Below are 21,931 nucleotides of genomic sequence, written 5' to 3' on the forward strand. Positions count from 1 at the left end.
TTGTAGACACCCTAGGCGGTACCAGGTTTTCCGTCAACCGGCGAGCGTGCACCGATCGACGAAAACCTTAGCAGGACGAACTCATGGCAGGCGTTGGCATGTGTTGCCAACATTGTCTCGTGTCAATGCTTGAACATCACATGCCGCACCACCGTGTAATCCTCCAGCCCATACATCGACATGTCTTTGCCATAGCCAGAACGTTTCTGACCGCCATGGGGCATTTCGCTGACGAGCATGAAGTGCGTATTCACCCAGGTGCAGCCGTATTGCAGGCGTGCCGACAAGCGATGGGCACGGCCGATGTCGGCGGTCCACACCGATGAGGCCAGGCCGTAGTCCGAATCGTTGGCCCAGGCCAGCACTTGTGCTTCCTCAAGGAATGGCGTGACGGACACCACCGGACCGAACACTTCGCGGCGGACAATTTCGTCGTCCTGCTGGACGTCGGCCAGCACCGTCGGTTCGAAGAAGAAGCCGTTGCCGTCCACGGCCTTGCCACCGGTGACCAGGCGGATGTGGGGCTGGGCGATGGCCCGCTCGACGAAGCCGGCCACGCGGTCACGGTGCTGAGCGGTGATCAACGGTCCCATCTCGGTATCGGGTTCGCTCTGCAGGCCGTACTTGATGCTGGCGACGGCGGCGCCGAGTTTTTCGACAAATTTGTCGTAGATGCCTTGCTGGGCATAGATGCGGCAGGCGGCCGTGCAGTCCTGGCCGGCGTTGTAGAAGCCGAAGGTGCGGATGCCTTCCACCGCAGCATCAATGTCGGCGTCATCGAAGATGATCACCGGGGCCTTGCCGCCCAGCTCCATGTGCGTGCGCTTGACGCTCTCGGCGGTGCTGGAAATGATGTTCGAGCCGGTGGCGATGGACCCGGTCAGGGAAACCATGCGGACTTTCGGGTGCGTGACGAGCGGTTGGCCGACGGTTTGCCCGCGTCCGAAAACGACGTTGAGCACACCTGCCGGGAAAATTTCCGACGCCAGTTCCGCCAGGCGCAACGCGGTCAGTGGCGTCTGTTCCGACGGCTTGAGCACCACCGTATTACCGGCGGCCAGGGCCGGGGCGATTTTCCAGGCGACCATCATCAACGGGTAGTTCCACGGGGCGATGGAAGCGATCACGCCCACCGGGTCGCGACGGATCATCGAGGTGTGCCCCGGCAGGTACTCGCCGCCCGCCGAGCCGTTCATGCAACGGCTGGCGCCGGCGAAGAAACGGAACACGTCGGCGATCGCCGGGATTTCATCGTTCAGCGCGGCGCTCAATGGCTTGCCGCAGTTGTCCGATTCGAGCCTGGCCAGTTCTTCACCATTGGCCTCGATGGCATCGGCCAGCTTGAGCAGCAGCAGGGAGCGGTCCTTGGGCGGCACTTGCGACCAGGCATCGAAAGCGCCGTCGGCGGCGCGCACGGCGGCATCGACCTGGGCCTCGCTGGCTTCATTTATTTCCACCAGGACCCGGCCCAGCGCCGGATTAAAAACGGCCTGGCCAGGGCCGTCGCCGTTCACCAGATGGCCGTTGATCAACAGTTTGGTTTGCATAGTGTTGTCCTCATCGAAGCAGTTCTGTGTCTGCTGGAACCGGTCCCTGTGGGAGCGAGCTTGCTCGCGATAGCGGTCTTACAGTCGACATCTGTGTTGAGTATTTGTCAGTCATCGCGAGCAAGCTCGCTCCCACAAAAAGCCCTTTTACTTCCCATCACTCCCCGCCACGCTCTCCCCGCCGCGCGTCAGGTAATACGCGCCGAGTATCGGCAGCATCGTCACCAACATCACCAGCATCGCCACCACATTGGTCACTGGCACATCGCGAGGGCGGCTGAGCTGGTTGAGCAGCCAGAGCGGCAGCGTGCGCTCATGACCGGCGGTGAACGTGGTGACGATGATTTCATCGAACGACAAGGCAAACGCCAGCATCCCGCCGGCCAGCAGGGCCGACCCCAGATTAGGCAGGATGATGTAGCGAAAGGTCTGCCAGCCGTCGGCGCCCAGGTCCATCGACGCTTCGATCAGGCTGTGGGAGGTGCGGCGCAGACGGGCGATGACGTTGTTGTAGACGATCACCACGCAGAAGGTCGCATGACCGACGATGATGGTGAACATGCCGGGTTCGATGCCCAGGGTCTTGAAGGTCGCCAACAGCGCGATGCCGGTGATGATCCCTGGCAGCGCAATCGGCAGGATCAGCATCAGCGAGATACCCTGCTTGCCGAAAAAATCACGGCGGTACAGTGCCGCCGACGCGAGTGTGCCGAGCACCATGGCGATCAGGGTGGCGACGGCTGCGATCTGCAATGACAACTTGATCGCCTCCAGCACGTCCGGGCGCGAGAAGGCGACGCTGAACCACTTCAGGGTCAGGCCCTTGGGCGGGAAGCTGAACGCAGCGTCTTCGGTGTTGAAGGCATAGAGGAAAATGATCAGGATCGGGAAATGCAGGAACACCAGCCCGCCCCATGCCGCTATCCGCAAGCCCCACGAAGCCTTGGAGTCAGAGTGCATCGAAAGCCCCCAGTCGCTTGACGACAGACAGATAGATGGCAATCAGCACGATGGGCACCAGCGTGAACGCCGCGGCCATGGGCATGTTGCCGATGGCGCCTTGCTGGGCGTAGACCATGCTGCCAACGAAGTAGCCCGGCGGGCCCACCAGCTGGGGCACGATGAAATCCCCCAGGGTCAGGGAAAAGGTGAAGATCGAGCCGGCGGCAATGCCCGGGATCGACAGCGGCAGGATTACCTGCATGAAGGTCTGGCGTGGCCTGGCGCCGAGGTCCGCCGAAGCTTGCAGCAGCGATGGCGGCAAGCGCTCCAGGGAGGCCTGGATCGGCAGGATCATGAACGGCAGCCAGATGTAGACGAACACCAGGAAGCGCCCCAGGTGCGAAGTAGACAGCGTGCTGCCACCGACGCCGGGAATGCCCAGCACGAACTGCAACACCGGCCCCAGCCCCAGGTGCTGGATGAACCACTGCGCCACGCCGCCCTTGGCCAGCAGCAGTGTCCAGGCGTAAGCCTTGACGATATAGCTGGCCCACATCGGCAGCATCACCGCTATGTAGAAAAACGCCTTGGTCTTGCCGCTGGTGTAGCGCGCCATGTAGTAGGCGATCGGGAAGGCGACAATGGCGCTGGCGATGGACACCGCGATCGCCATGGTCAACGTGCGCGCAATGATGTCGAAATTCGACGGCTGGAACAGCGCCGAGAAATTGGCCAGGGTCAGGTCCGGCGTGACCGCCATGGTGAAGTCGTCGAAGGTATAGAAGCCTTGCCACAGCAAGGTCAGCAGCGAGCCCAGGTAGATCGCGCCGAACCAGATCAGCGGTGGCACCAGCAACAGCGACAGGTACAGGTTGGGACGCCGGTACAACAGGTTCGAAAAGCGTCGCAACGGCGAACCGTGCGTCTCGGTTTCAGTCATGGCCAGGGTGCTCATCTCAGGCCTCGCTGCCGGCGGTATCGTGCAGGGCAACCATCGCCTCGCGGGCCCAGCGCACGGCGAGGTGCTGGCCGGTATGGTGCTGGGCGCCGCTGTCGTTCCATTGGCTGTTGGCCTGGCTGAGACTCAAGGTCTGGCCGTTTCCCAGCTTCAACTCGTAGCGCGTGGCGCTGCCCTGGTACTGGATGTCATGAAGCAGACCGCTGATTTCGATTTCATCGCCGGCCAGCGGACCTTCGGCAAAGCGCACATGTTCCGGGCGGATCGAGAACGGCTGTGGATAACCGCTCAGTTGCCTGGCCAACTCACCGCGAATCACGTTGGAAGTGCCGACGAATTCGGCGACGAAGGTGGTGGCCGGCTTCATGTACAGGTTGCGTGGGGTATCGACCTGTTCGATCCGGCCCTTGTTGAACACCGCCACGCGGTCGGACATCGACAGGGCCTCGGTCTGGTCGTGGGTAACGAAGATGAAGGTGATACCCAGCTGGCGTTGCAGTTTTTTCAACTCGCTTTGCATCTGTTCGCGCAGCTTCAGGTCGAGCGCGCCCAAGGGCTCATCCAGCAGCAACACACGCGGGCGATTGACCAGCGCGCGGGCCAGGGCAACGCGCTGGCGCTGGCCGCCAGACAGTTGCACCGGCTTGCGTTCGCCATAGCCGCCCAGGGCAACCATCTCCAGCGCTTCATCGGCGCGCCTGATGCGCTCGGCCTTGGCGACGCCTTTGACTTTCAGGCCGTAGGCGACGTTGTCGCGTACGTTCATGTGCGGGAACAGGGCGTAGTCCTGGAACACCGTGTTGACGTCCCGCTGATACGGCGCGAGCCCGACGGCTTCCTCCCCATGGATGCGAATCGAACCGGCGCTGGGCTGCTCGAACCCGGCAATCAGCCGCAGGCAAGTGGTCTTGCCCGAGCCGGACGGGCCGAGCATGGAAAAGAACTCGCCGTCCTGGATGTCGATGGAGACCCGGTCAACGGCCTTCACTTCGCCGAACTGACGGGAAACGTGAGTTAACTGGACGGCAAGCGTCATGGTGCGGTGCTCCAGAAAGCGGGGCGGATATGAAATCTCAACGGTTGGAACGCGGTCCCGTGGCGAGGGAGCTTGCTCCCGCTGGGTGGCGCAGCCACCCCAAAACCAGCCGATGCGGTGGGCAGGTCATACCGCGTCGGTCGGTTTTGGGCGTGCTGCGCGCGCCAGCGGGAGCAAGCTCCCTCGCCACAGGGCTAACCATGTCCCCCCGGTCCAGACAGGTGACTGCGACTTAGCGCCCACCCATGATCGCAATGTAATCCTGCGTCCAGCGGCTGTACGGCACGAACTTGCCGCCCTCGGCTTGCGGAGTCTTCCAGAAGGCGATCTTGTCGAACTGGTCGAACCCGTTGGTCTTGCAGCCCTCGGCGCCCAGCAGTTCGCTTGCCTTGCACGCCTCGGGCACGGCCGGCAACGAGCCAAACCAGGCGGCTACGTCGCCCTGGACTTTCGGCTGCAGCGACCAGTCCATCCACTTGTAGGCACAGTTGGGATGCTTGGCTTCGGCGTGCAGCATCGTCGTGTCAGCCCAGCCGGTGGCGCCTTCCTTGGGGATGGTCGAGGCGATCGGCTGTTTTTCGTTGATCAGGCCGTTGACCTGGTAGGGCCAGGCGCCGGATGCCACCACGCCTTCGTTCTTGAAATCGCTCATCTGCACGGTGGTGTCATGCCAGTAGCGGTGGATCAACGGCTGCTGGGCGCGCAGCAATTCCAGCACGGCCTTGTACTGGGCTTCGTCGAGCTGGTACGGATCCTTGATGCCCAGCTCGGGCTTGGCGGTCTTGAGGTAGAGCGCCGCGTCGGCGATGTAGATCGGCCCATCGTAGGCTTGCACCCGGCCCTTGTTCGGCTTGCCGTCGGGCAGGTTCTGCGCCTCGAACAGCACACTCCAGCTGGTCGGCGCCTGCTTGAACACCTCGGTGTTGTACATCAGTACGTTCGGCCCCCACTGGTACGGCGTCCCGTAGGTCTGTTGGCTGACCACGTACCACGGCGCGTCCTTGAGGCGCGGGTCGAGGTTTTTCCAGTTGGCGATCAGCGCGGTGTTGATCGGCTGTACGCGCTTGCCGGCAATCAGCCGCAGCGAGGCATCACCCGAGGCGGTGACCAGGTCGTAGCCGCCCTTGGTCATCAGGCTGACCATTTCGTCGGAGGTGGCGGCGGTCTTGACGTTGACCTTGCAGCCGGTCTCTTTCTCGAAACCAGTGACCCAGTCGTAGGCCTTGTCGCTTTCGCCGCGTTCGATGTAGCCCGGCCAGGCGACGATATCCAGTTGGCCTTCGCCAGCGCCAATGGCCTTGAGCGGTTCGGCGGCCTGGAGGCTGGCGCTGGCCAGCAGCGCCGTGGTGATTGCACTGAGCAATGCGGTCTTGTGCGCGTACATGAAAATCCCTCTTGCTTTAATTATGGTCGGGGCAGTTTTCGAACGGGGGTAAAGCGCCATGGCTGGCCTGTTATTAGAGTAGTGCTGTTCCCTACAGATGTTGGCCATGCCGGGCCATGATATGGCGCACCACGCTGTAGTCCTGAAGCGAATCGCTGGACAGGTCCTTCCCATAGCCCGAGCGTTTCAGGCCACCGTGGGGCATCTCGCTGACCAGCATGAAATGACTGTTGATCCAGGTGCAGCCGTATTGCAGCCGCGCCGCCACCTGCATCGCCTTGTCGAGGTTCTGAGTCCAGACCGAGGAGGCCAGGCCGTATTCCGAATCGTTGGCCCAGTCCACCGCCTGGCTGAGTTCATCGAAACGGGTCACGGTGACCACCGGGCCGAATACTTCGCGCTGGACGATCTCGTCGCTTTGCTTGCAGCCCGCCAAGAGCGTGGGCTGGTAATAGAAACCGGCGCCGGAATGCACCGCCGCGCCGGTGATGCGCTCGATATGCGGCTGGCCGAGGGCACGCTCGACGAAACTGGCGACGCGGTCGCGCTGGCGGGTGCTGATCAGCGGGCCGATTTCGTTGTCGGCGTCGCGCTTGCCGGCAAAGCGCAGGCTGCCGACCGCCGCGCCGAGTTCAGCCACCAGCCGGTCGTGAATCCCGGCCTGGGCGTAGATCCGGCACGCGGCGGTGCAATCCTGGCCGGCGTTGTAGTAGCCATAGGTGCGTACACCCTCGACCACTGCCTGCAGGTCGGCGTCGTCACAGACGATCACCGGGGCCTTGCCGCCCAGTTCCAGGTGCGTGCGCTTGAGGGTTTTTGCCGCGGCCTGGAGGATTTTCTGGCCGGTGACGATATCGCCCGTCAACGAGACCATGCGCACCTTGGGGTGACTGACCAGATGACTGCCAACGCCTTCGCCGCCACCGCAGATGACGTTGATGACGCCGCGCGGCAGGATCTCGGCCAGGATCGGCGCCAGGGCCAGGATCGACAGCGGCGTGTGTTCCGAAGGCTTGAACACCAGGGTATTGCCGGCGGCCAGGGCCGGGGCGATTTTCCAGGCCGCCATCATGATCGGGTAGTTCCAGGGCGCAATGGACGCCACCACGCCAATCGGGTCGCGACGCACCATGCTGGTGTAGCCCGGCAAGTATTCGCCGCTGAGCTGGCCGGTCTGGCAGCGTACGGCGCCGGCAAAAAAACGGAACACATCCACCGTGGCGCTCAGGTCGTCCTGACGCGCCAGGTGCAGTGGCTTGCCACAGTTCAGGGATTCGAGACGGGCCAGGTGGTCGGCATTTTTTTCAATAGCGCCGGCGATCTCCAACAGCAGGTTCGAGCGTTGCTGCGGCGTGGTGCGCGACCAGCCGTCAAAGGCCTGATGAGCCGCGAGGATCGCGGCTTCGACCTGTTCGGTACTGGCCTCGGCGATATGGGCGAGCACTTCACCGGTGGCCGGGTTGAGGATCGGCTCGACAAAGCCCTCGCCGGGTACGCTTTCGCCGTCGATCAACAACGCGGTACATAACGGAGTTTGCGTGCCGGCCATATTCGCCTTCTCTTTTTTATAACGGTGAACACAGGCCCTGTGGGAGCGAGCTTGCTCGCGATAGCGGTATGACAGGCAGCATTAAATTGACTGAAAGACCGCTATCGCGAGCAAGCTCGCTCCCACAATGGCTCGCTCCCACATTGGATTGTGGGGCTGCAGCAAGACTAGTGCCCAGTCGCCAGGCCGACAAATTCGAAATACTCAAGGCAGCATTCGATTAAATAGATGGCTTGCGTCCGTGGGGCTGTTCGCGGGCAACAGCCAGGAACGGGTCGACCGAGGCCGGGCGTGCCGTGCCTCGGCGCCAGGCGAGTCCGACATCCAGCGTCTGGTTGAGGTCGGCGATGGGTCGTGCCTCGATGATGTCGCCTTCCAGCGACCATGGGCGGTAGGTCATGTCCGGTTGGATCGATACCCCCAGCCCGGCCGCCACCAGGCTGCGTACCGCCTCGGTCGAGGCGGTACGCAGGGTGATCTGCGGTTGCAGGCCGGCACCGCGCCACAGGCGTTGCGCGTTGCGATCCATCTCGTCGACGTTCAGTTGGATCAACGGCTCGCGAGCCACATCCGCAAGGTTGATGCTGTCGTGTTCGAGCAACGGATGCTGGGCCGGCAGCCACAAACGATGGGGCGAGTGGGTCAGTACTTCGGTCTGCAGGGCGTGGCGGTCTTCCAGGTTGGACAGGATCAGCACGCCGACGTCGATTTCGCCGCTGACCAACAGATGTTCGATATAGGGGCGTTCGTCCTCCATCACGCGGATGGCCACATTGGGGTAGGCGCGCTGGAAACGGGTCAAGAGGTCCGCCAGATAGTACCCGGCGACCAGGCTGGTCACGCCGATGGTGACCTGTCCGGCAACCTGATCGGTGCTTTGTTGCAGGCTGCGCTTGGCGTTGTCGACGGTGGCGAGTATCAGGTGCGCCTGACGCAGGAACTGATGTCCCTGGTGGGTCAGCGTCATGCCCTTGGCGTGACGGTTGAACAGGCTGACGCCGATTTCCTCTTCCAGTTGCTGGATGGCCAGGGTCAGGGTGGATTGGGAAATGAACGCGGTTTGCGCGGCGGCGGAAATCGAACCGGTTTCGGCTACCGCGATGAAATGACGGATCTGGCGCAGGGTCATCATTTTTGGATACCCAGGAGACGTATTTATCGATGTCTTGGAGTGTATATCGTTTTTATCGAATGGCTGTGGCTGCCTTCAAATCACCGGCAAGTCCGCAGGCAACATCTCGAAGCAATCTGGCCGAGGGCGGTGGGGCACTTTCGATCTACGCTGGGGGCCTTATGATCCGGTTAACCCGAATGCGTGGAGGCAGCAAATGAACACCCGTGGATTGCTCGATCAGTTACTCAAGTCCGGCCAGGAGATGTTGCAGAACAAGGCCGGCGGCTCCCAGGGCAAGTCGTCCGGCGGTCTGGGTGGTTTGCTCGGCGGCTCCGGCAACCTCGGCGGAATGCTCTCTGGCGCAGGGGGCGGGGCGCTGGCGGCCAGCGCCATGGGGTTGCTGCTGGGCAACAAGAAAGCCCGTAACTTCGGCGGCAAGGCCCTGACTTATGGCGGCCTGGCTGCATTGGGCGTGATTGCCTACAAGGCTTACGGCAACTGGCAGGCCCAGCAGGGCAATGCGCCGAAAACCGAACCGCAGACCCTGGATCGCGTCCCGCCGGCGCAAGTCGAGCAGCACAGCCAGGCGATCCTCAAGGCCCTGGTCGCGGCGGCCAAGGCCGACGGCCATGTGGACGAACGCGAGCGTCAACTGATCGAAGGCGAATTCACCAAGCTCGACAACGACCAGGAACTGCAACACTGGCTGCACGCCGAGCTCAACAAACCGCTGGATCCCGGCGACGTCGCCCGGGCGGCCAGCACACCGGAAATCGCCGCCGAAATGTACATCGCCAGCGTGATGCTGGTGGATGAGGAAAACTTCATGGAGAAATCCTATCTCGACGAACTGGCGCGACAACTCAAGCTGGAACCTGGGCTGAAGGCGGAACTGGAGAAGCAGGTGCGTCAGGCGGCTGCATGATCCTGTCTCAGGAAATAATTTTGTGATGTTTGAACAATAATTGCCCACCACTTTCCCTGTGGGAGCGAGCTTGCTCGCGATGGCGTCCGGTCAGTCAGTATTTTATTCACTGACCCACCGCTATCGCGAGCAAGCTCGCTCTCACAGGAGCATCGCTCAACCTGAAAAATCGCGATCCTCGGCTTCGTCAAATTCCCCCAGACCGCCATACAGACGCACCACCACCCTCGGCTATACTCCCGGCAATTCAAAGTACCCGAGGTTTTCCTGTGAAGAACTGGACGTTGCGCCAACGCATTCTGGCGAGTTTTGCGGTGATTATTGCCATCATGTTGCTGATGGTGGTGGTCACTTACTCGCGGTTGTTGAAGATCGAGGCCAGTGAACAGGAAGTACGTACCGACGCCGTTCCAGGGGTGTATTACAGTTCCATGATCCGTGGGGGCTGGGTCGACAGTTACGTCAAGACCCAGCAGCTCGTGGGTCTGTCCGATCACCGGGAAATCACCGACGAAGACAAGGCGCTCTACCAGCGGTACGAGCAGCATCTGCGCGATGAAATGCAGCAATACCAGAAGCTGATCCAGGACCCGGCCGACCAGGCCTCATTCGATGAATTCGAAGTCAATCACCAGGACTTCAACAAAGCCCTGGCGAAGGTACTGGATATGTACCAGCGCAAGGACTACGAAGGCGCTCGGCTGGCGGTGGAAAAAGACCTGACGCCGGCATGGCTCGACGGTCGTGGGCACTTGAACCAGATCATCGAGCGCAATCGTGAGTTGGCTGAGCAGGCCGCCCTGACCATCGGCCGTGCGGTGACCGCCGCCGAGGTCGCCATGGGCCTGTCGTTTGTCGTCGCGGTGCTGGTGGCTGTTCTTTGCGGCCTGTTGCTGATGCGCGCGATCATGGCGCCGATGAGCCGCATCGTCGAGATACTCGATGTCATGCGCAGCGGCGATTTGAGCGGACGCCTGAACCTGGCGCGCAAAGACGAGTTCGGCGCTGTGGAGACCGGCTTCAACGACATGATGGCCGAGTTGACGTCGCTGGTGTCCCAGGCCCAGCGTTCCTCGGTGCAGGTCACCACCTCGGTGACCGAGATCGCCGCGACCTCACGGCAGCAACAGGCCACGGCCACCGAAACCGCAGCCACCACCACCGAGATCGGCGCGACGTCCCGTGAAATCGCCGCCACCTCTCGCGACCTGGTGCGCACCATGACCGAAGTCTCCAGCGCCGCCGACCAGGCCTCGGTCGCCGCCGGCTCAGGTCAGCAAGGCCTGGCGCGCATGGAAGAAACCATGCATTCGGTCATGGGCGCCGCCGACCTGGTGAACGCCAAGCTGGCGATCCTCAACGAGAAGGCCGGCAACATCAACCAGGTGGTGGTGACCATCGTCAAGGTTGCCGACCAGACCAACCTGTTGTCGCTCAACGCCGCCATCGAGGCCGAGAAAGCCGGTGAGTACGGGCGCGGTTTCGCCGTGGTCGCCACAGAGGTGCGGCGCCTGGCCGACCAGACCGCTGTCGCCACCTACGACATCGAGCAGATGGTCCGCGAGATCCAGTCCGCTGTCTCGGCTGGTGTGATGGGCATGGACAAATTTTCCGAAGAAGTGCGCCGTGGCATGGCCGAGGTACAGCAGATCGGCGAGCAATTGTCGCAGATCATCCATCAGGTCCAGGCGCTGGCGCCGCGGGTGTTGATGGTCAACGAAGGCATGCAGGCCCAGGCCACCGGTGCCGAGCAGATCAATCACGCCCTGGTGCAACTGGGCGATGCCAGCAGCCAGACCGTGGAGTCCCTGCGCCAGGCCAGTTCCGCCATCGACGAGCTCAGCCAGGTGGCCGTGGGCCTGCGCAGCGGCGTCTCGCGTTTCAAAGTCTGATGAGCGATTTCGATGCCCGACGTGGTACCGGGCCGGCGGCTCGGCAGGCGTTGTTCCTGGTGTTTTGCATCGGTAACGAGCGCTACGCCCTGCAAGCCATCGATGTGGTGGAGGTGCTACCGCGCCTGCCGCTCAAGCCGATTGCCCGGACGCCGTCCTGGGTGGCCGGGGTCTTCGCCTGGCGTGGCCGGGTGGTGCCGGTGCTCGACCTGTGCGCCTTGACCTTCGGCCAGGCCGCCGAGGCGCGCACCAGCACCCGGCTGGTGCTGGTCAATTACCGGCCCCAGGCGCAGCACGCAGCACACGTGCTGGGTTTGATCCTGGAACAGGCCACCGACACCCTGCGTTGTGATCCGGCCGACTTCAAGCCTTATGGCCTGGATAACCCCCAGGCGCCTTACCTGGGCCCAGTACGGGAGGATGCCCAAGGAATGTTGCAGTGGGTACGAGTCAACGATTTGCTCGACGAGTCGGTGCGTGCGGTGCTGTTCCCCACGCTGCCGCTGGACCTTGATGGTTTCGAGGATCGGCGATGAACAACGACCAGCGTTTTTTCGATTTCCTCAAGGAGCGCATCGGCCTGGACGTGACGTCCGTCGGCACCGCGATTATCGAGCGGGCCGTGCGCCAGCGCGTCCTTGCCGTGCCCGGCCGGACCACCGATGACTATTGGCAAAGCCTGCAGCATTCTGCCCAGGAGCAGCAGGCGCTGATCGAAGCGGTGATCGTCCCGGAGACCTGGTTCTTCCGTTATCCCGAATCCTTCGCGACGCTGGGGCGACTGGCCTCCCAGCGCCTCGCCGCGATCAAGCACCTGCGCGCGCTGCGCATCCTCAGCCTGCCATGCTCCACTGGCGAAGAGCCGTATTCGATCGCCATGGCCCTGTTCGACGCAGGCCTCGGGCCGCATCAGTTCAAAGTCGATGCGATGGACGTCAGCCCGCTGTCCGTTGATAAAGCCCGGCAAGCGCGTTACGGCAGGAACTCCTTCCGTGGCGCGGACCTTGGTTTTCGCGAACGGTATTTCAGTGCCGAGGAGGACGGCTATTACCTCGATGAGCGCATACGTGAACAGGTGCGCCTGCAAGTGGGCAACCTCTTGGATCCGGCCTTGCTGGTGAATGAGTCGCCGTATGATTTTGTATTCTGTCGCAACCTGCTGATCTATTTCGACCAGCCGACCCAGCAACAGGTATTCGAGGTGCTCAAGCGCCTGACCCATCAGGACGGCGTGTTGTTCATCGGCCCCGCCGAGGGCAGTTTGCTGGGGCGGTTGGGCATGCGCTCGATCGGCATCCCCCAATCGTTCGCCTTCAGCCGCCAGGGCGCGCCCGAGCCGCAACCGCTGCCAACGCTGTTGCCAAGTCCGTTGCCGATTCGCCAGCCGCCACCACGAGTCGCTGCGCCGCCGCTTCAGCCTCGACCGTTTGCAGCTAGTGTGACGCCAATCGCCCCAGCCAGGAGCAGCGACGCGGTGACCTTGCTGGCCAATATCGCCGCCCTGGCCAACGGCGGCAAAAGTGCCGAGGCCCGTGCGGCTTGCGAAGAATATTTGCGCAGCCATGCGCCCAGTGCGCAGGTGTTCTATTGGCTGGGCCTGCTCAGCGACATGGCCGGCAACGCGCTCGAGGCCCAGGGTTTTTATCGCAAGGCGCTGTATCTTGAACCGCAACACGCCGAGGCCCTGGTGCATCTGGCGGCGCTGCTGGCATCCCAGGGAGACGTGGCCGGTGCCCGTCGATTGCAGGAACGTGCGGCCCGCAGTGGGCGCCCGGCTGAGAGTGAGCGCAAACGATGAGTGGTTCGGCTTCCTATAACGTGACTCATGACGATGCCCAGGCCATCGATGACTGCTGGAACCGCATCGGGGTTCACGGCGACAAGTCCTGCCCATTGCTGGTCGAACATATCCATTGCCGCAACTGTTCGGTGTACTCGGCGGCGGCCACCCGTTTGCTCGACCGTTATGCCCTGCGCCAGGGTGATCGAGAGCTGGCTCTTGCACCGGTCGACAGTGACATCGTCACGCGCTCGGTATTGATGTTCCGCCTGGGCGAAGAATGGTTGGGCTTGAGTACTCGCAGCCTGGTGGAAGTGGCGCCGTTGCAGCCGATCCATTCGCTGCCGCACCAGCGTTCGCGTGCCTTGCTCGGCGTTGCGAATGTGCGCGGCGCCCTGGTGGCCTGCCTGTCGCTAGTCGAGTTGTTGGGGCTGGAGCCTGGTTCGGCTGCGCCTTCCGGTGGGCGAATCATGCCGCGCATGCTGATTATCGCCGCCCAGGGCGGACCGGTATTGGTGCCGGTGGATGAGGTGGACGGCATTCATGCGATTGACGAACGCATCCTGGCGGGTGCTTCGCAATCGGCGGGCAAGTACACCCGTGGCGTGTTGCAGTACAAAGGCCGCAGCCTGCGTTGGCTGGATGAAGAGCAGTTGTTGTCCGCCGTGTCCCGGAGCCTGTCATGACCCCCGATCAGATGCGCGACGCCTCGTTGCTCGAACTGTTCAGCCTGGAAGCCGAGGCTCAGACCCAGGTACTCAGCGCCGGCCTGCTGGCCCTGGAGCGTGACCCGACCCAGGCTGACCACCTTGAGTCATGCATGCGCGCGGCCCACTCGCTCAAGGGCGCCGCGCGAATCGTCGGGATCCCCGCCGGGGTCAGCGTGGCCCACGTCATGGAAGATTGCCTGGTCAGCGCCCAGGAACGCCGCCTGGTATTGCGTGCCGAGCATATCGACGCCTTGCTGCAAGGCACCGACCTGCTGACGCGCATCGCGACCCCAGGCAACAGCGTCGGCGCCGAGGACATCGAGGCCTATGTCGCGTTATTGGGGCGCCTGCTGGATCCTGCCGCTGAGGCGGCTTCAGGCGCCATGTCGCCGACCAGCGAGATACCCCTCGAGCCCGTGCGGGTCGAGATGCCTGAGCCTGTGCCCATGCCCATGGAGCCTGTAGAGCCGGCGGCAAGGAAAAAGCATGTCACCGAGGAGGGCGAACGGGTCTTGCGGGTCACTGCCGGGCGCCTCAACAGCCTGTTGGACCTGTCGAGCAAGTCGCTGGTCGAAACCCAGCGTCTCAAGCCTTGGCTGGCGACCCTGCTGCGGCTCAAGCGCCAGCAAGGCAATGGCCTGCGTGCTCTTGAAGACCTGAATGTGCATCTCAAGGACCATGCCTTGAGTCTGCAGGCCCAGGAGGCACTCAACGATGCCCGGCGGCTGTTGGCGGAAACCCAGCAGATCCTGGCGCAAAAAACCGCTGAGCTGGACGAGTTTGCCTGGCAGGCCGGCCAGCGCGCGCAAGTCTTGTACGACACGGCGCTGGCCTGCCGCATGCGTCCGTTTGCCGATGTGCTTGCGGGCCAGGCGCGCATGGTTCGTGACCTGGGGCGCAGCCTGGGAAAACAGGTACGCCTGGAAATCGAAGGCGAGAAAACCCAGGTCGATCGCGACGTACTGGAAAAACTCGAAGCGCCCCTGACTCACCTGCTGCGCAACGCCGTCGACCATGGCATCGAGACGCCGGAGCAAAGGCTGTTGGTTGGCAAACCTGCCGAAGGCCTGATTCGCTTGCGTGCCTCGCACCAGGCCGGCCTGCTGGTGCTGGAATTGGCGGACGACGGTGTCGGCGTGGATCTGGAACGGGTGCGCCGCAGCGTCGTGGAGCGTGGTCTTTCTCCCGAGCACACCGCCGCCAGCCTGAGCGAAGAGGAATTGCTGACTTTCCTGTTCCTGCCCGGCTTCAGCCTGCGGGATAAAGTCACCGAGGTGTCCGGGCGCGGTGTCGGCCTGGACGCTGTCCAGCATATGGTCCGGCAGTTGCGTGGCGCAGTGGTGCTGGAGCAGACGGCGGGCGCGGGCAGTCGCTTCCACCTTGAGGTGCCGCTGACGCTTTCGGTGGTGCGCAGCCTGGTGGTGGAAGTCGGCGGCGAGGCCTATGCGTTTCCGTTGGCCCATATCGAACGCATGTGCGACCTGGCGCCCGAGGACATCGTCCAGGTCGAAGGCCGCCAGCATTTCTGGCATGAAGGCCGCCATGTGGGGTTGGTCGCCGCCACGCAATTGCTCAACCGCCCGGTAGCGCCCAATAACGGCCAGAGTCTCAAGGTCGTGGTGATCCGCGAGCGTGAAGTGATCTATGGCGTGGCGGTGGAACGCTTCATCGGCGAGCGAACCCTGGTGGTGCTGCCCCTGGATGAGCGCCTGGGCAAGGTCCAGGACATTTCCGCCGGTGCCTTGCTCGACGACGGCTCGGTGGTGTTGATCGTCGATGTCGAAGACCTGCTGCGTTCGGTAGAAAAGTTGCTCGACACCGGGCGCCTGGAACGCATCGCCCGGCAGAACGAGGCCCAGGCCCCACGCAAGCGGATCCTGGTGGTGGACGATTCCCTGACCGTGCGAGAGCTGCAACGCAAGCTGTTGCTCAATCGCGGTTATGACGTGGCGGTGGCGGTAGACGGCATGGATGGCTGGAACGCGTTGCGTTCGGAGGATTTCGACTTGCTCATCACGGACATCGACATGCCGCGCATGGACGGTATCGAACTGGTGTCGCTGCTGCGCCGCGACAACCGCCTGCAATCGCTGCCGGTGATGGTGGTTTCCTATAAGGATCGCGAGGAAGATCGCCGCCGTGGCCTGGATGCCGGAGCCGACTATTATCTAGCCAAGGCGAGTTTTCATGACGACGCCTTGCTCGATGCCGTGGTCGAATTGATCGGAGGAGCGCGCGCTTGAAGATCGCCATCGTCAATGACATGCCCCTGGCGGTCGAGGCCCTGCGCCGCGCGCTGGCATTCGAGCCCGCGTATCAGTTGGTCTGGGTGGCCGCCAACGGCGCCGAGGCGGTGCAGCGTTGCCATGAATACACGCCGGACCTGATCCTGATGGACCTGTTCATGCCGATCATGGACGGTGTCGAGGCGACCCGGCGAATCATGGCCGACACGCCGTGCGCCATCGTGATCGTCACTGGCGACAGCCAGCAGAACGTCCATCGGGTGTTCGAAGCCATGGGCCATGGCGCCCTGGACGTAGTGGATACCCCGGCGCTGGGCGTCGGCAGGCCCGAGGACGCCGCTGCCCCCTTGCTGCGCAAGATCGCCAACATCGGCTGGCTGATCGGCGAGCGGGGCAACCGTGAGCGCGCCGCGCCGGCTGCGCAGCGGGCCTCGGTGTCACGCAACAGCCTGGTGGCGATCGGCTCGTCTGCCGGCGGCCCCGCCGCGTTGGAAGTGCTGCTCAAGGCGCTACCCCGTGATTTCGCCCCGGCCATCGTGCTGGTCCAGCATGTGGACGAAGTGTTTGCCGCCGGCATGGCCGAGTGGCTTGGTGGCGTGTCGGGCCTTGAGGTCCGGCTGGCCCGCGAGGGCGAGACACCGCGAGGCGGGGTGGTGCTGTTGGCCGGAACCAATCATCATTTGCGCCTGTTGAAAAACGGCACGCTGGCGTACACGGCGGAGCCCGTCAACGAAATCTATCGGCCCTCCATCGATGTGTTTTTCGAGAGTGTCGCCAATTTCTGGAGTGGTGAGGCGGTAGGCGTGTTGCTCACCGGCATGGGCCGCGACGGTGCGCAAGGGCTTAAACTGATGCGCCAGCAGGGCTGTGTGACTATCGCCCAGGACCAGCAGAGCAGCGCGGTCTATGGCATGCCCAAGGCGGCCGCCGCTATCGACGCGGCGGCGCAGATACTCGCGCTGGACCGGATAGCGCCACGCCTGGTGGAAATTTTCAGCCAATGATGCCCTCTTGCACCCCAGCAGTACTCAGGTGAGCCCCATGAATGAATTACAGCTCGACGACTTCAAGCGCGATGAGAACGCCGCCATGGTCTTGCTGGTCGATGACCAGGCGATGATCGGCGAGGCAGTGCGACGCGGGTTGTCGAACGAGCAGAACATCGACTTCCACTTCTGCTCCGACCCTCACCAGGCCATCGCCCACGCCGTGCGCATCAAGCCGACGGTGATTCTCCAGGACCTGGTGATGCCCGGTCTCGACGGCTTGAGCCTGGTGCGCGAATACCGCAACCATCCGGCCACTCGCGACATCCCGATCATCGTCCTGTCGACCAAGGAGGACCCGCTGATCAAGAGCGCGGCGTTTGGCGCCGGAGCCAACGATTACCTGGTCAAGTTGCCGGACAATATCGAACTGGTAGCGCGGATCCGCTATCACTCGCGCTCCTACATGATGCTGTTGCAGCGCGACGCGGCCTACCGTGCGTTGCGGGTCAGCCAGCAGCAGTTGCTCGACACCAATCTGGTGCTGCAACGGCTGATGAACTCCGATGGCCTGACCGGGCTGTCCAATCGCCGGCACTTCGACGAATACCTGGAGCTGGAGTGGCGAAGGGCGCTGCGGGACCAGTCCCAGCTGTCGCTGTTGATGATCGATGTGGATTATTTCAAGTCGTTCAACGACAACTACGGTCACCTTGAAGGCGACGAAGCCCTGCGCAAGGTTGCCACGGCGATTCGCGATGCCTGCAGTCGTCCGTCCGACCTGCCGGCCCGTTATGGCGGCGAGGAGTTCGCCCTGGTCCTGCCCGGCACCTCGCCTGGCGGTGCACGGCTGATGGCCGAAAAGCTGCGCCAGAGCGTCGTTGCCCTGAAAATCCCGCATGCCACGCCCGACGGCGGCGAAAACCTGACCATCAGCATCGGCGTCGCGACCTTCACCCCGCAACAGGGCGGCGAGTGCCGCCAACTGATCTCGGCGGCGGACAAGGGGCTGTACCTGGCCAAGCACAATGGGCGCAATCGGGTGGGGGTTGAATAAACCTGCCTGGCGAGATTGCTTTTGTGGCGAGGGAGCTTGCTCCCGCTGGGGCGCGCAGCGGCCCTGAAACCAGTTGGCTCGGTGTGCCAGGTCGATTGAGGGGGCCGTTTTGGGGCTGCTGCGCAACCCAGCGGGAGCAAGCTCCCTCGCCACAGGGGCCGTACGCTCAATCTCATTCCCCCTAAAGCCGCCAGGCGGGCTGCCGCCGACGCTTGATTACGTTATACTCGCCGGCTTTCAAAAGTTCGCCAACGAGTGCTGCCCGCCATGGAAATCAACCCGATCCTGAACACCATCAAGGACCTGTCCGAGCGCTCCGAAACTATTCGGGGGTATCTTTGACTACGATCAAAAGCATGAGCGTCTGACCGAAGTCAATCGCGAGCTTGAAGATCCGAATGTCTGGAACAACCCTTCCTACGCCCAGGAACTGGGCCGCGAGCGTTCTGCGCTGGCGCAGATCGTCGAGACCCTGGACGAGTTGTCCAGCGGCCTGGCCGATTGCCGCGACCTGCTGGACATGGCCGTCGAGGAAAACGACGAAGGCGCGGTCGGCGATGTGGTCGCCGAGCTGACGCGCCTGGACGAGAACCTGGCCAAGCTGGAGTTCCGCCGCATGTTCAGCGGCGAGATGGACATGAACAACGCCTACCTGGACATCCAGGCCGGCTCCGGCGGCACCGAGGCCCAGGACTGGGCCAATATCCTGCTGCGCATGTACCTGCGCTGGGCCGACAAACGCGGTTTCGACGCAACCATCATGGAACTGTCCGCCGGTGAAGTCGCCGGGATCAAGGGCGCTACCGTGCACATCAAGGGCGAGTACGCCTTTGGCTGGCTGCGTACCGAGATCGGCGTGCACCGCCTGGTGCGCAAGAGCCCGTTCGACTCCGGCAACCGTCGTCACACCTCGTTCTCGGCGGTATTCGTCTCGCCGGAAATCGATGACAACATCGAGATCGAGATCAACCCGGCCGACCTGCGTATCGACACCTACCGTTCCTCGGGGGCCGGTGGCCAGCACGTAAACACCACCGACTCGGCCGTACGGATCACCCACGTACCGACCAACACCGTGGTCAGTTGCCAGAACGAACGGTCCCAGCACGCGAACAAAGACACCGCGATGAAGATGCTGCGGGCGCGTTTGTACGAGCAGGAAGTGCAGAAACGCAACGCGGCGTCCCAGGCCCTGGAAGACACCAAGTCCGATATCGGCTGGGGTCACCAGATCCGCTCGTACGTCCTCGACGCTTCGCGGATCAAGGACCTGCGCACCAGCATTGAACGCAGCGACTGCGACAAGGTGCTCGACGGCGACATCGATGAATATTTGATCGCCAGCCTCAAGCAAGGGCTGTAACGCGACACCCACGTGGCGGGCGGGCACGCTTTCGAAGCGCGGCTCGCCGGCAGACTCCGGCCCGGGCCGGGGGCAACGAACCTGTGATGGAAACCTTAAAGACATGAGCGACCTAGAACTCGACCCGCAAGCCCTGCAACAGGAAGAAAACTCCCTGATCGCCCTGCGCAAGGAAAAGCTTGCTGCCGAGCGCGCCAAGGGCCAGGCCTTCCCCAACGACTTCCGCCGCGATTCGTACTGCGATGCCCTGCAGAAGAAGTACGCGGACAAGACCAAGGAAGAGCTGGCCGAGGCGGCGATTCCGGTCAAGGTTGCCGGTCGCATCATGCTCGACCGTGGTTCGTTCCTGGTGATCCAGGACATGACCGGTCGCATCCAGGTCTACGTCAACCGCAAGACCCTGCCGGAAGAAACCCTGGCCGCCGTCAAGACCTGGGACCTGGGCGACATCATTGCCGCCGAAGGCACCCTGGCCCGCTCCGGCAAGGGCGACCTGTACGTCGAAATGACCAGCGTGCGCCTGCTGACCAAGTCCCTGCGCCCGCTGCCGGACAAGCACCACGGCCTGACCGACACCGAGCAGCGCTACCGCCAGCGCTACGTCGACCTGATCGTCAACGAAGACGTGCGCCACACGTTCCGCGTGCGCTCGCAGGTCATCGCGCACATCCGCAGCTTCCTGATGAAGCGTGACTTCCTGGAAGTCGAGACGCCGATGCTGCAGACCATTCCGGGTGGCGCGGCGGCCAAGCCGTTCGAAACCCACCACAACGCCCTGGACATGGAAATGTTCCTGCGCATCGCGCCGGAGCTGTACCTCAAGCGCCTGGTGGTCGGTGGTTTCGAGAAGGTCTTCGAGATCAACCGCAACTTCCGTAACGAAGGCGTTTCGACCCGGCACAACCCCGAGTTCACCATGCTCGAGTTCTACCAGGCCTACGCCGATTACAACGACAACATGGACCTGACCGAAGAACTGTTCCGCGAGCTGGCACAGTTGATCCTGGGCAGCACCGACGTGCCGTACGGCGACAAGGTGTTCCACTTTGGCGAGCCGTTCGTGCGCCTGTCGGTATTCGATTCGATCCTCAAGTACAACCCGGAAATTACTGCGGCCGACCTGCAGGACATCGACAAGGCGCGTGCCATCGCCAAGAAGGCCGGCGCCAAGGTGCTCGGCTTCGAAGGCCTGGGCAAGCTGCAGGTGATGATTTTCGAAGAGCTGGTCGAGCACAAGCTGGAGCAGCCGCACTTCATTACCCAGTACCCGTTCGAAGTGTCGCCGCTGGCCCGTCGCAACGACGAGAACCCGAGCGTGACCGACCGTTTCGAACTGTTCATCGGTGGCCGTGAAATCGCCAACGCCTACTCCGAGCTCAACGACGCGGAAGACCAGGCCGAGCGCTTCATGGCCCAGGTGGCCGACAAGGACGCCGGTGACGACGAAGCCATGCACTACGACGCCGACTTCGTTCGCGCCCTGGAGTACGGCATGCCGCCGACGGCTGGCGAGGGCATCGGTATCGATCGCCTGGTGATGTTGCTGACCAACTCACCGTCGATCCGGGATGTCATCCTGTTCCCGCACATGCGGCCCCAAGCGTAAGTGTTTCAATTAAAAAGCCGCCTTGATGGGCGGCTTTTTAATGCCTGTCTGGTACAAACGTATCAATTGGTTACTTCTGAAATAGCGAGGAAAGACCTGTCGTGAATCGTGCAATGGCTCCAGAAGGTGCAGCGGGCGTCGCCACTGCTGTCGCTGAAAGTGTTCAGTACCAGGGTCGCAAGGCCAGCCGACAGGGCAGTGAACAGCGCCGCCAGGAGATTCTCGACGCGGCCATGCGCATTGTCGTGCGCGATGGCGTGCGTGCGGTGCGCCACCGCGCGGTGGCCGCCGAAGCGGGCGTGCCGCTGTCGGCCACCACTTATTATTTCAAGGACATCGACGACCTGCTCACCGACACCTTCGCCCAGTACGTGGAACGCAGCGCGGCGTTCATGGCCAAGCTGTGGACCAACAATGAAGGCCTGCTGCGCGAGATGGTCGCCTACGGGGATGGCAGCGCCGCGTCGCGCTCACAACTGGCGGACGACATCGCGCGGATGACGGCGGACTACGTGCAGCATCAATTGCACAGTCGTCGCGACTATCTGATGGCCGAGCAGGCCTTCCGCCAGGAAGCACTGCTCAACCCGCGCCTGGCGGTGTTGGTGCGTTCTCACCAGCAGATTTTGTTGCACGGCACCTGTCAGTTTTTCCAGGTCCTAGGCTCCCGCGAGCCACAACAGGATGCCAAAGTGTTGACGGCGATTATCGGACGGATGGAATATCAGGGCTTGCTCAATGGCGCCGAGCCGGTAGCTGAAGAAGACATGCTCGGCATCCTGACCCGTTACATGCACTTGGTACTGGCGTCGGTGTGACCCTGGTGGGTTATTACG

18 protein-coding genes are annotated in these 21,931 nt (G+C 62.8%); 11 read left to right on the forward strand and 7 right to left on the reverse strand.

Going from position 1 to position 21,931, the window contains the following annotated elements; all coding sequences use genetic code 11:
* Nucleotides 1-122: 122 nt before the first annotated feature.
* From J3P89_RS05230 to J3P89_RS05260, 7 genes are all read right to left on the reverse strand, one after another.
* A complete protein-coding gene (locus J3P89_RS05230; RefSeq protein WP_434696902.1) occupies nucleotides 123-1,547 on the reverse strand; it encodes a gamma-aminobutyraldehyde dehydrogenase in 1,425 nt (474 codons plus the stop codon).
* 147 nt (nucleotides 1,548-1,694) lie between these two features.
* The gene (locus J3P89_RS05235) at nucleotides 1,695-2,507 is read right to left on the reverse strand and encodes an ABC transporter permease (protein ID WP_434696903.1); all 813 of its coding nucleotides are present in this window, start codon (nucleotides 2,505-2,507) and stop codon (nucleotides 1,695-1,697) included.
* A complete protein-coding gene (locus J3P89_RS05240) occupies nucleotides 2,497-3,444 on the reverse strand; it encodes an ABC transporter permease (protein WP_305499043.1) in 948 nt (315 codons plus the stop codon). The genes J3P89_RS05235 and J3P89_RS05240 overlap by 11 nt, the downstream gene beginning before the upstream one ends.
* A 1-nt stretch (nucleotide 3,445) precedes the next feature.
* On the reverse strand, nucleotides 3,446-4,483 hold the full coding sequence (locus J3P89_RS05245; protein WP_434696904.1) for an ABC transporter ATP-binding protein: 1,038 nt from the start codon (nucleotides 4,481-4,483) through the stop codon (nucleotides 3,446-3,448).
* 232 nt (nucleotides 4,484-4,715) lie between these two features.
* Nucleotides 4,716-5,867: a putative ABC transporter substrate-binding protein YdcS gene (gene ydcS / locus J3P89_RS05250; protein ID WP_434628638.1), complete on the reverse strand. Its 1,152-nt coding sequence runs from the start codon at nucleotides 5,865-5,867 to the stop codon at nucleotides 4,716-4,718.
* 91 nt (nucleotides 5,868-5,958) lie between these two features.
* Nucleotides 5,959-7,416: a gamma-aminobutyraldehyde dehydrogenase gene (locus J3P89_RS05255; protein WP_434696905.1), complete on the reverse strand. Its 1,458-nt coding sequence runs from the start codon at nucleotides 7,414-7,416 to the stop codon at nucleotides 5,959-5,961.
* Nucleotides 7,417-7,636: 220 nt separating this feature from the next.
* Entirely contained in the window at nucleotides 7,637-8,548 is a 912-nt protein-coding gene (locus tag J3P89_RS05260; protein WP_305499047.1) for a LysR family transcriptional regulator, read from the reverse strand.
* Between the two features lie 196 nt (nucleotides 8,549-8,744).
* Here J3P89_RS05260 and J3P89_RS05265 point away from each other — a divergent pair, with 196 nt between their 5' ends.
* The 11 genes from J3P89_RS05265 (at nucleotide 8,745) to J3P89_RS05315 (ending at nucleotide 21,913) form a co-directional block, all read left to right on the forward strand.
* Nucleotides 8,745-9,455, forward strand: coding sequence for a tellurite resistance TerB family protein (locus J3P89_RS05265; RefSeq protein ID WP_305499048.1), 711 nt, complete (start codon nucleotides 8,745-8,747; stop codon nucleotides 9,453-9,455).
* 269 nt (nucleotides 9,456-9,724) lie between these two features.
* On the forward strand, nucleotides 9,725-11,347 hold the full coding sequence (locus J3P89_RS05270; RefSeq protein ID WP_434655986.1) for a methyl-accepting chemotaxis protein: 1,623 nt from the start codon (nucleotides 9,725-9,727) through the stop codon (nucleotides 11,345-11,347).
* Nucleotides 11,347-11,883, forward strand: coding sequence for a chemotaxis protein CheW (locus J3P89_RS05275; RefSeq protein WP_434696906.1), 537 nt, complete (start codon nucleotides 11,347-11,349; stop codon nucleotides 11,881-11,883). Before J3P89_RS05270 ends, J3P89_RS05275 begins: the two co-directional genes overlap by 1 nt.
* Nucleotides 11,880-13,145, forward strand: a complete 1,266-nt coding sequence (locus tag J3P89_RS05280) for a CheR family methyltransferase (protein WP_434696907.1) — start codon at nucleotides 11,880-11,882, stop codon at nucleotides 13,143-13,145. The genes J3P89_RS05275 and J3P89_RS05280 overlap by 4 nt, the downstream gene beginning before the upstream one ends.
* Nucleotides 13,142-13,813 (forward strand): chemotaxis protein CheW, encoded by a 672-nt coding sequence (locus J3P89_RS05285; RefSeq protein ID WP_434696908.1) that lies wholly within the window; start codon nucleotides 13,142-13,144, stop codon nucleotides 13,811-13,813. The genes J3P89_RS05280 and J3P89_RS05285 overlap by 4 nt, the downstream gene beginning before the upstream one ends.
* Nucleotides 13,810-16,080 carry a hybrid sensor histidine kinase/response regulator gene (locus J3P89_RS05290; RefSeq protein WP_434696909.1) on the forward strand — a complete coding sequence of 757 codons (2,271 nt, stop codon included), beginning with the start codon at nucleotides 13,810-13,812 and terminating at the stop codon, nucleotides 16,078-16,080. The genes J3P89_RS05285 and J3P89_RS05290 overlap by 4 nt, the downstream gene beginning before the upstream one ends.
* Nucleotides 16,077-17,087: a chemotaxis response regulator protein-glutamate methylesterase gene (locus J3P89_RS05295; protein ID WP_434628651.1), complete on the forward strand. Its 1,011-nt coding sequence runs from the start codon at nucleotides 16,077-16,079 to the stop codon at nucleotides 17,085-17,087. The genes J3P89_RS05290 and J3P89_RS05295 overlap by 4 nt, the downstream gene beginning before the upstream one ends.
* Before the next feature lie 37 nt (nucleotides 17,088-17,124).
* Nucleotides 17,125-18,126 carry a diguanylate cyclase domain-containing protein gene (locus tag J3P89_RS05300; RefSeq protein WP_434628653.1) on the forward strand — a complete coding sequence of 334 codons (1,002 nt, stop codon included), beginning with the start codon at nucleotides 17,125-17,127 and terminating at the stop codon, nucleotides 18,124-18,126.
* A gap of 267 nt (nucleotides 18,127-18,393) precedes the next feature.
* Nucleotides 18,394-19,489, forward strand: a protein-coding gene (prfB, locus tag J3P89_RS05305) for a peptide chain release factor 2 (RefSeq protein WP_095963568.1) whose coding sequence is annotated in 2 segments (ribosomal slippage) — nucleotides 18,394-18,465 and nucleotides 18,467-19,489 — 1,095 coding nt in all. Because the reading frame shifts where the segments join, the coding sequence is not laid out codon by codon here.
* A 103-nt stretch (nucleotides 19,490-19,592) separates the two neighbouring features.
* Complete coding sequence (gene lysS, locus J3P89_RS05310; RefSeq protein WP_434628655.1) at nucleotides 19,593-21,095, forward strand: lysine--tRNA ligase; 1,503 nt, start codon at nucleotides 19,593-19,595, stop codon at nucleotides 21,093-21,095.
* A 101-nt stretch (nucleotides 21,096-21,196) separates the two neighbouring features.
* Complete coding sequence (locus tag J3P89_RS05315; protein WP_434572066.1) at nucleotides 21,197-21,913, forward strand: TetR/AcrR family transcriptional regulator; 717 nt, start codon at nucleotides 21,197-21,199, stop codon at nucleotides 21,911-21,913.
* Nucleotides 21,914-21,931 lie beyond the last annotated feature (18 nt).

Source organism: Pseudomonas sp. Z1-14, assembly GCF_051132005.1.
Classification (GTDB): Bacteria; Pseudomonadota; Gammaproteobacteria; order Pseudomonadales; family Pseudomonadaceae; genus Aquipseudomonas.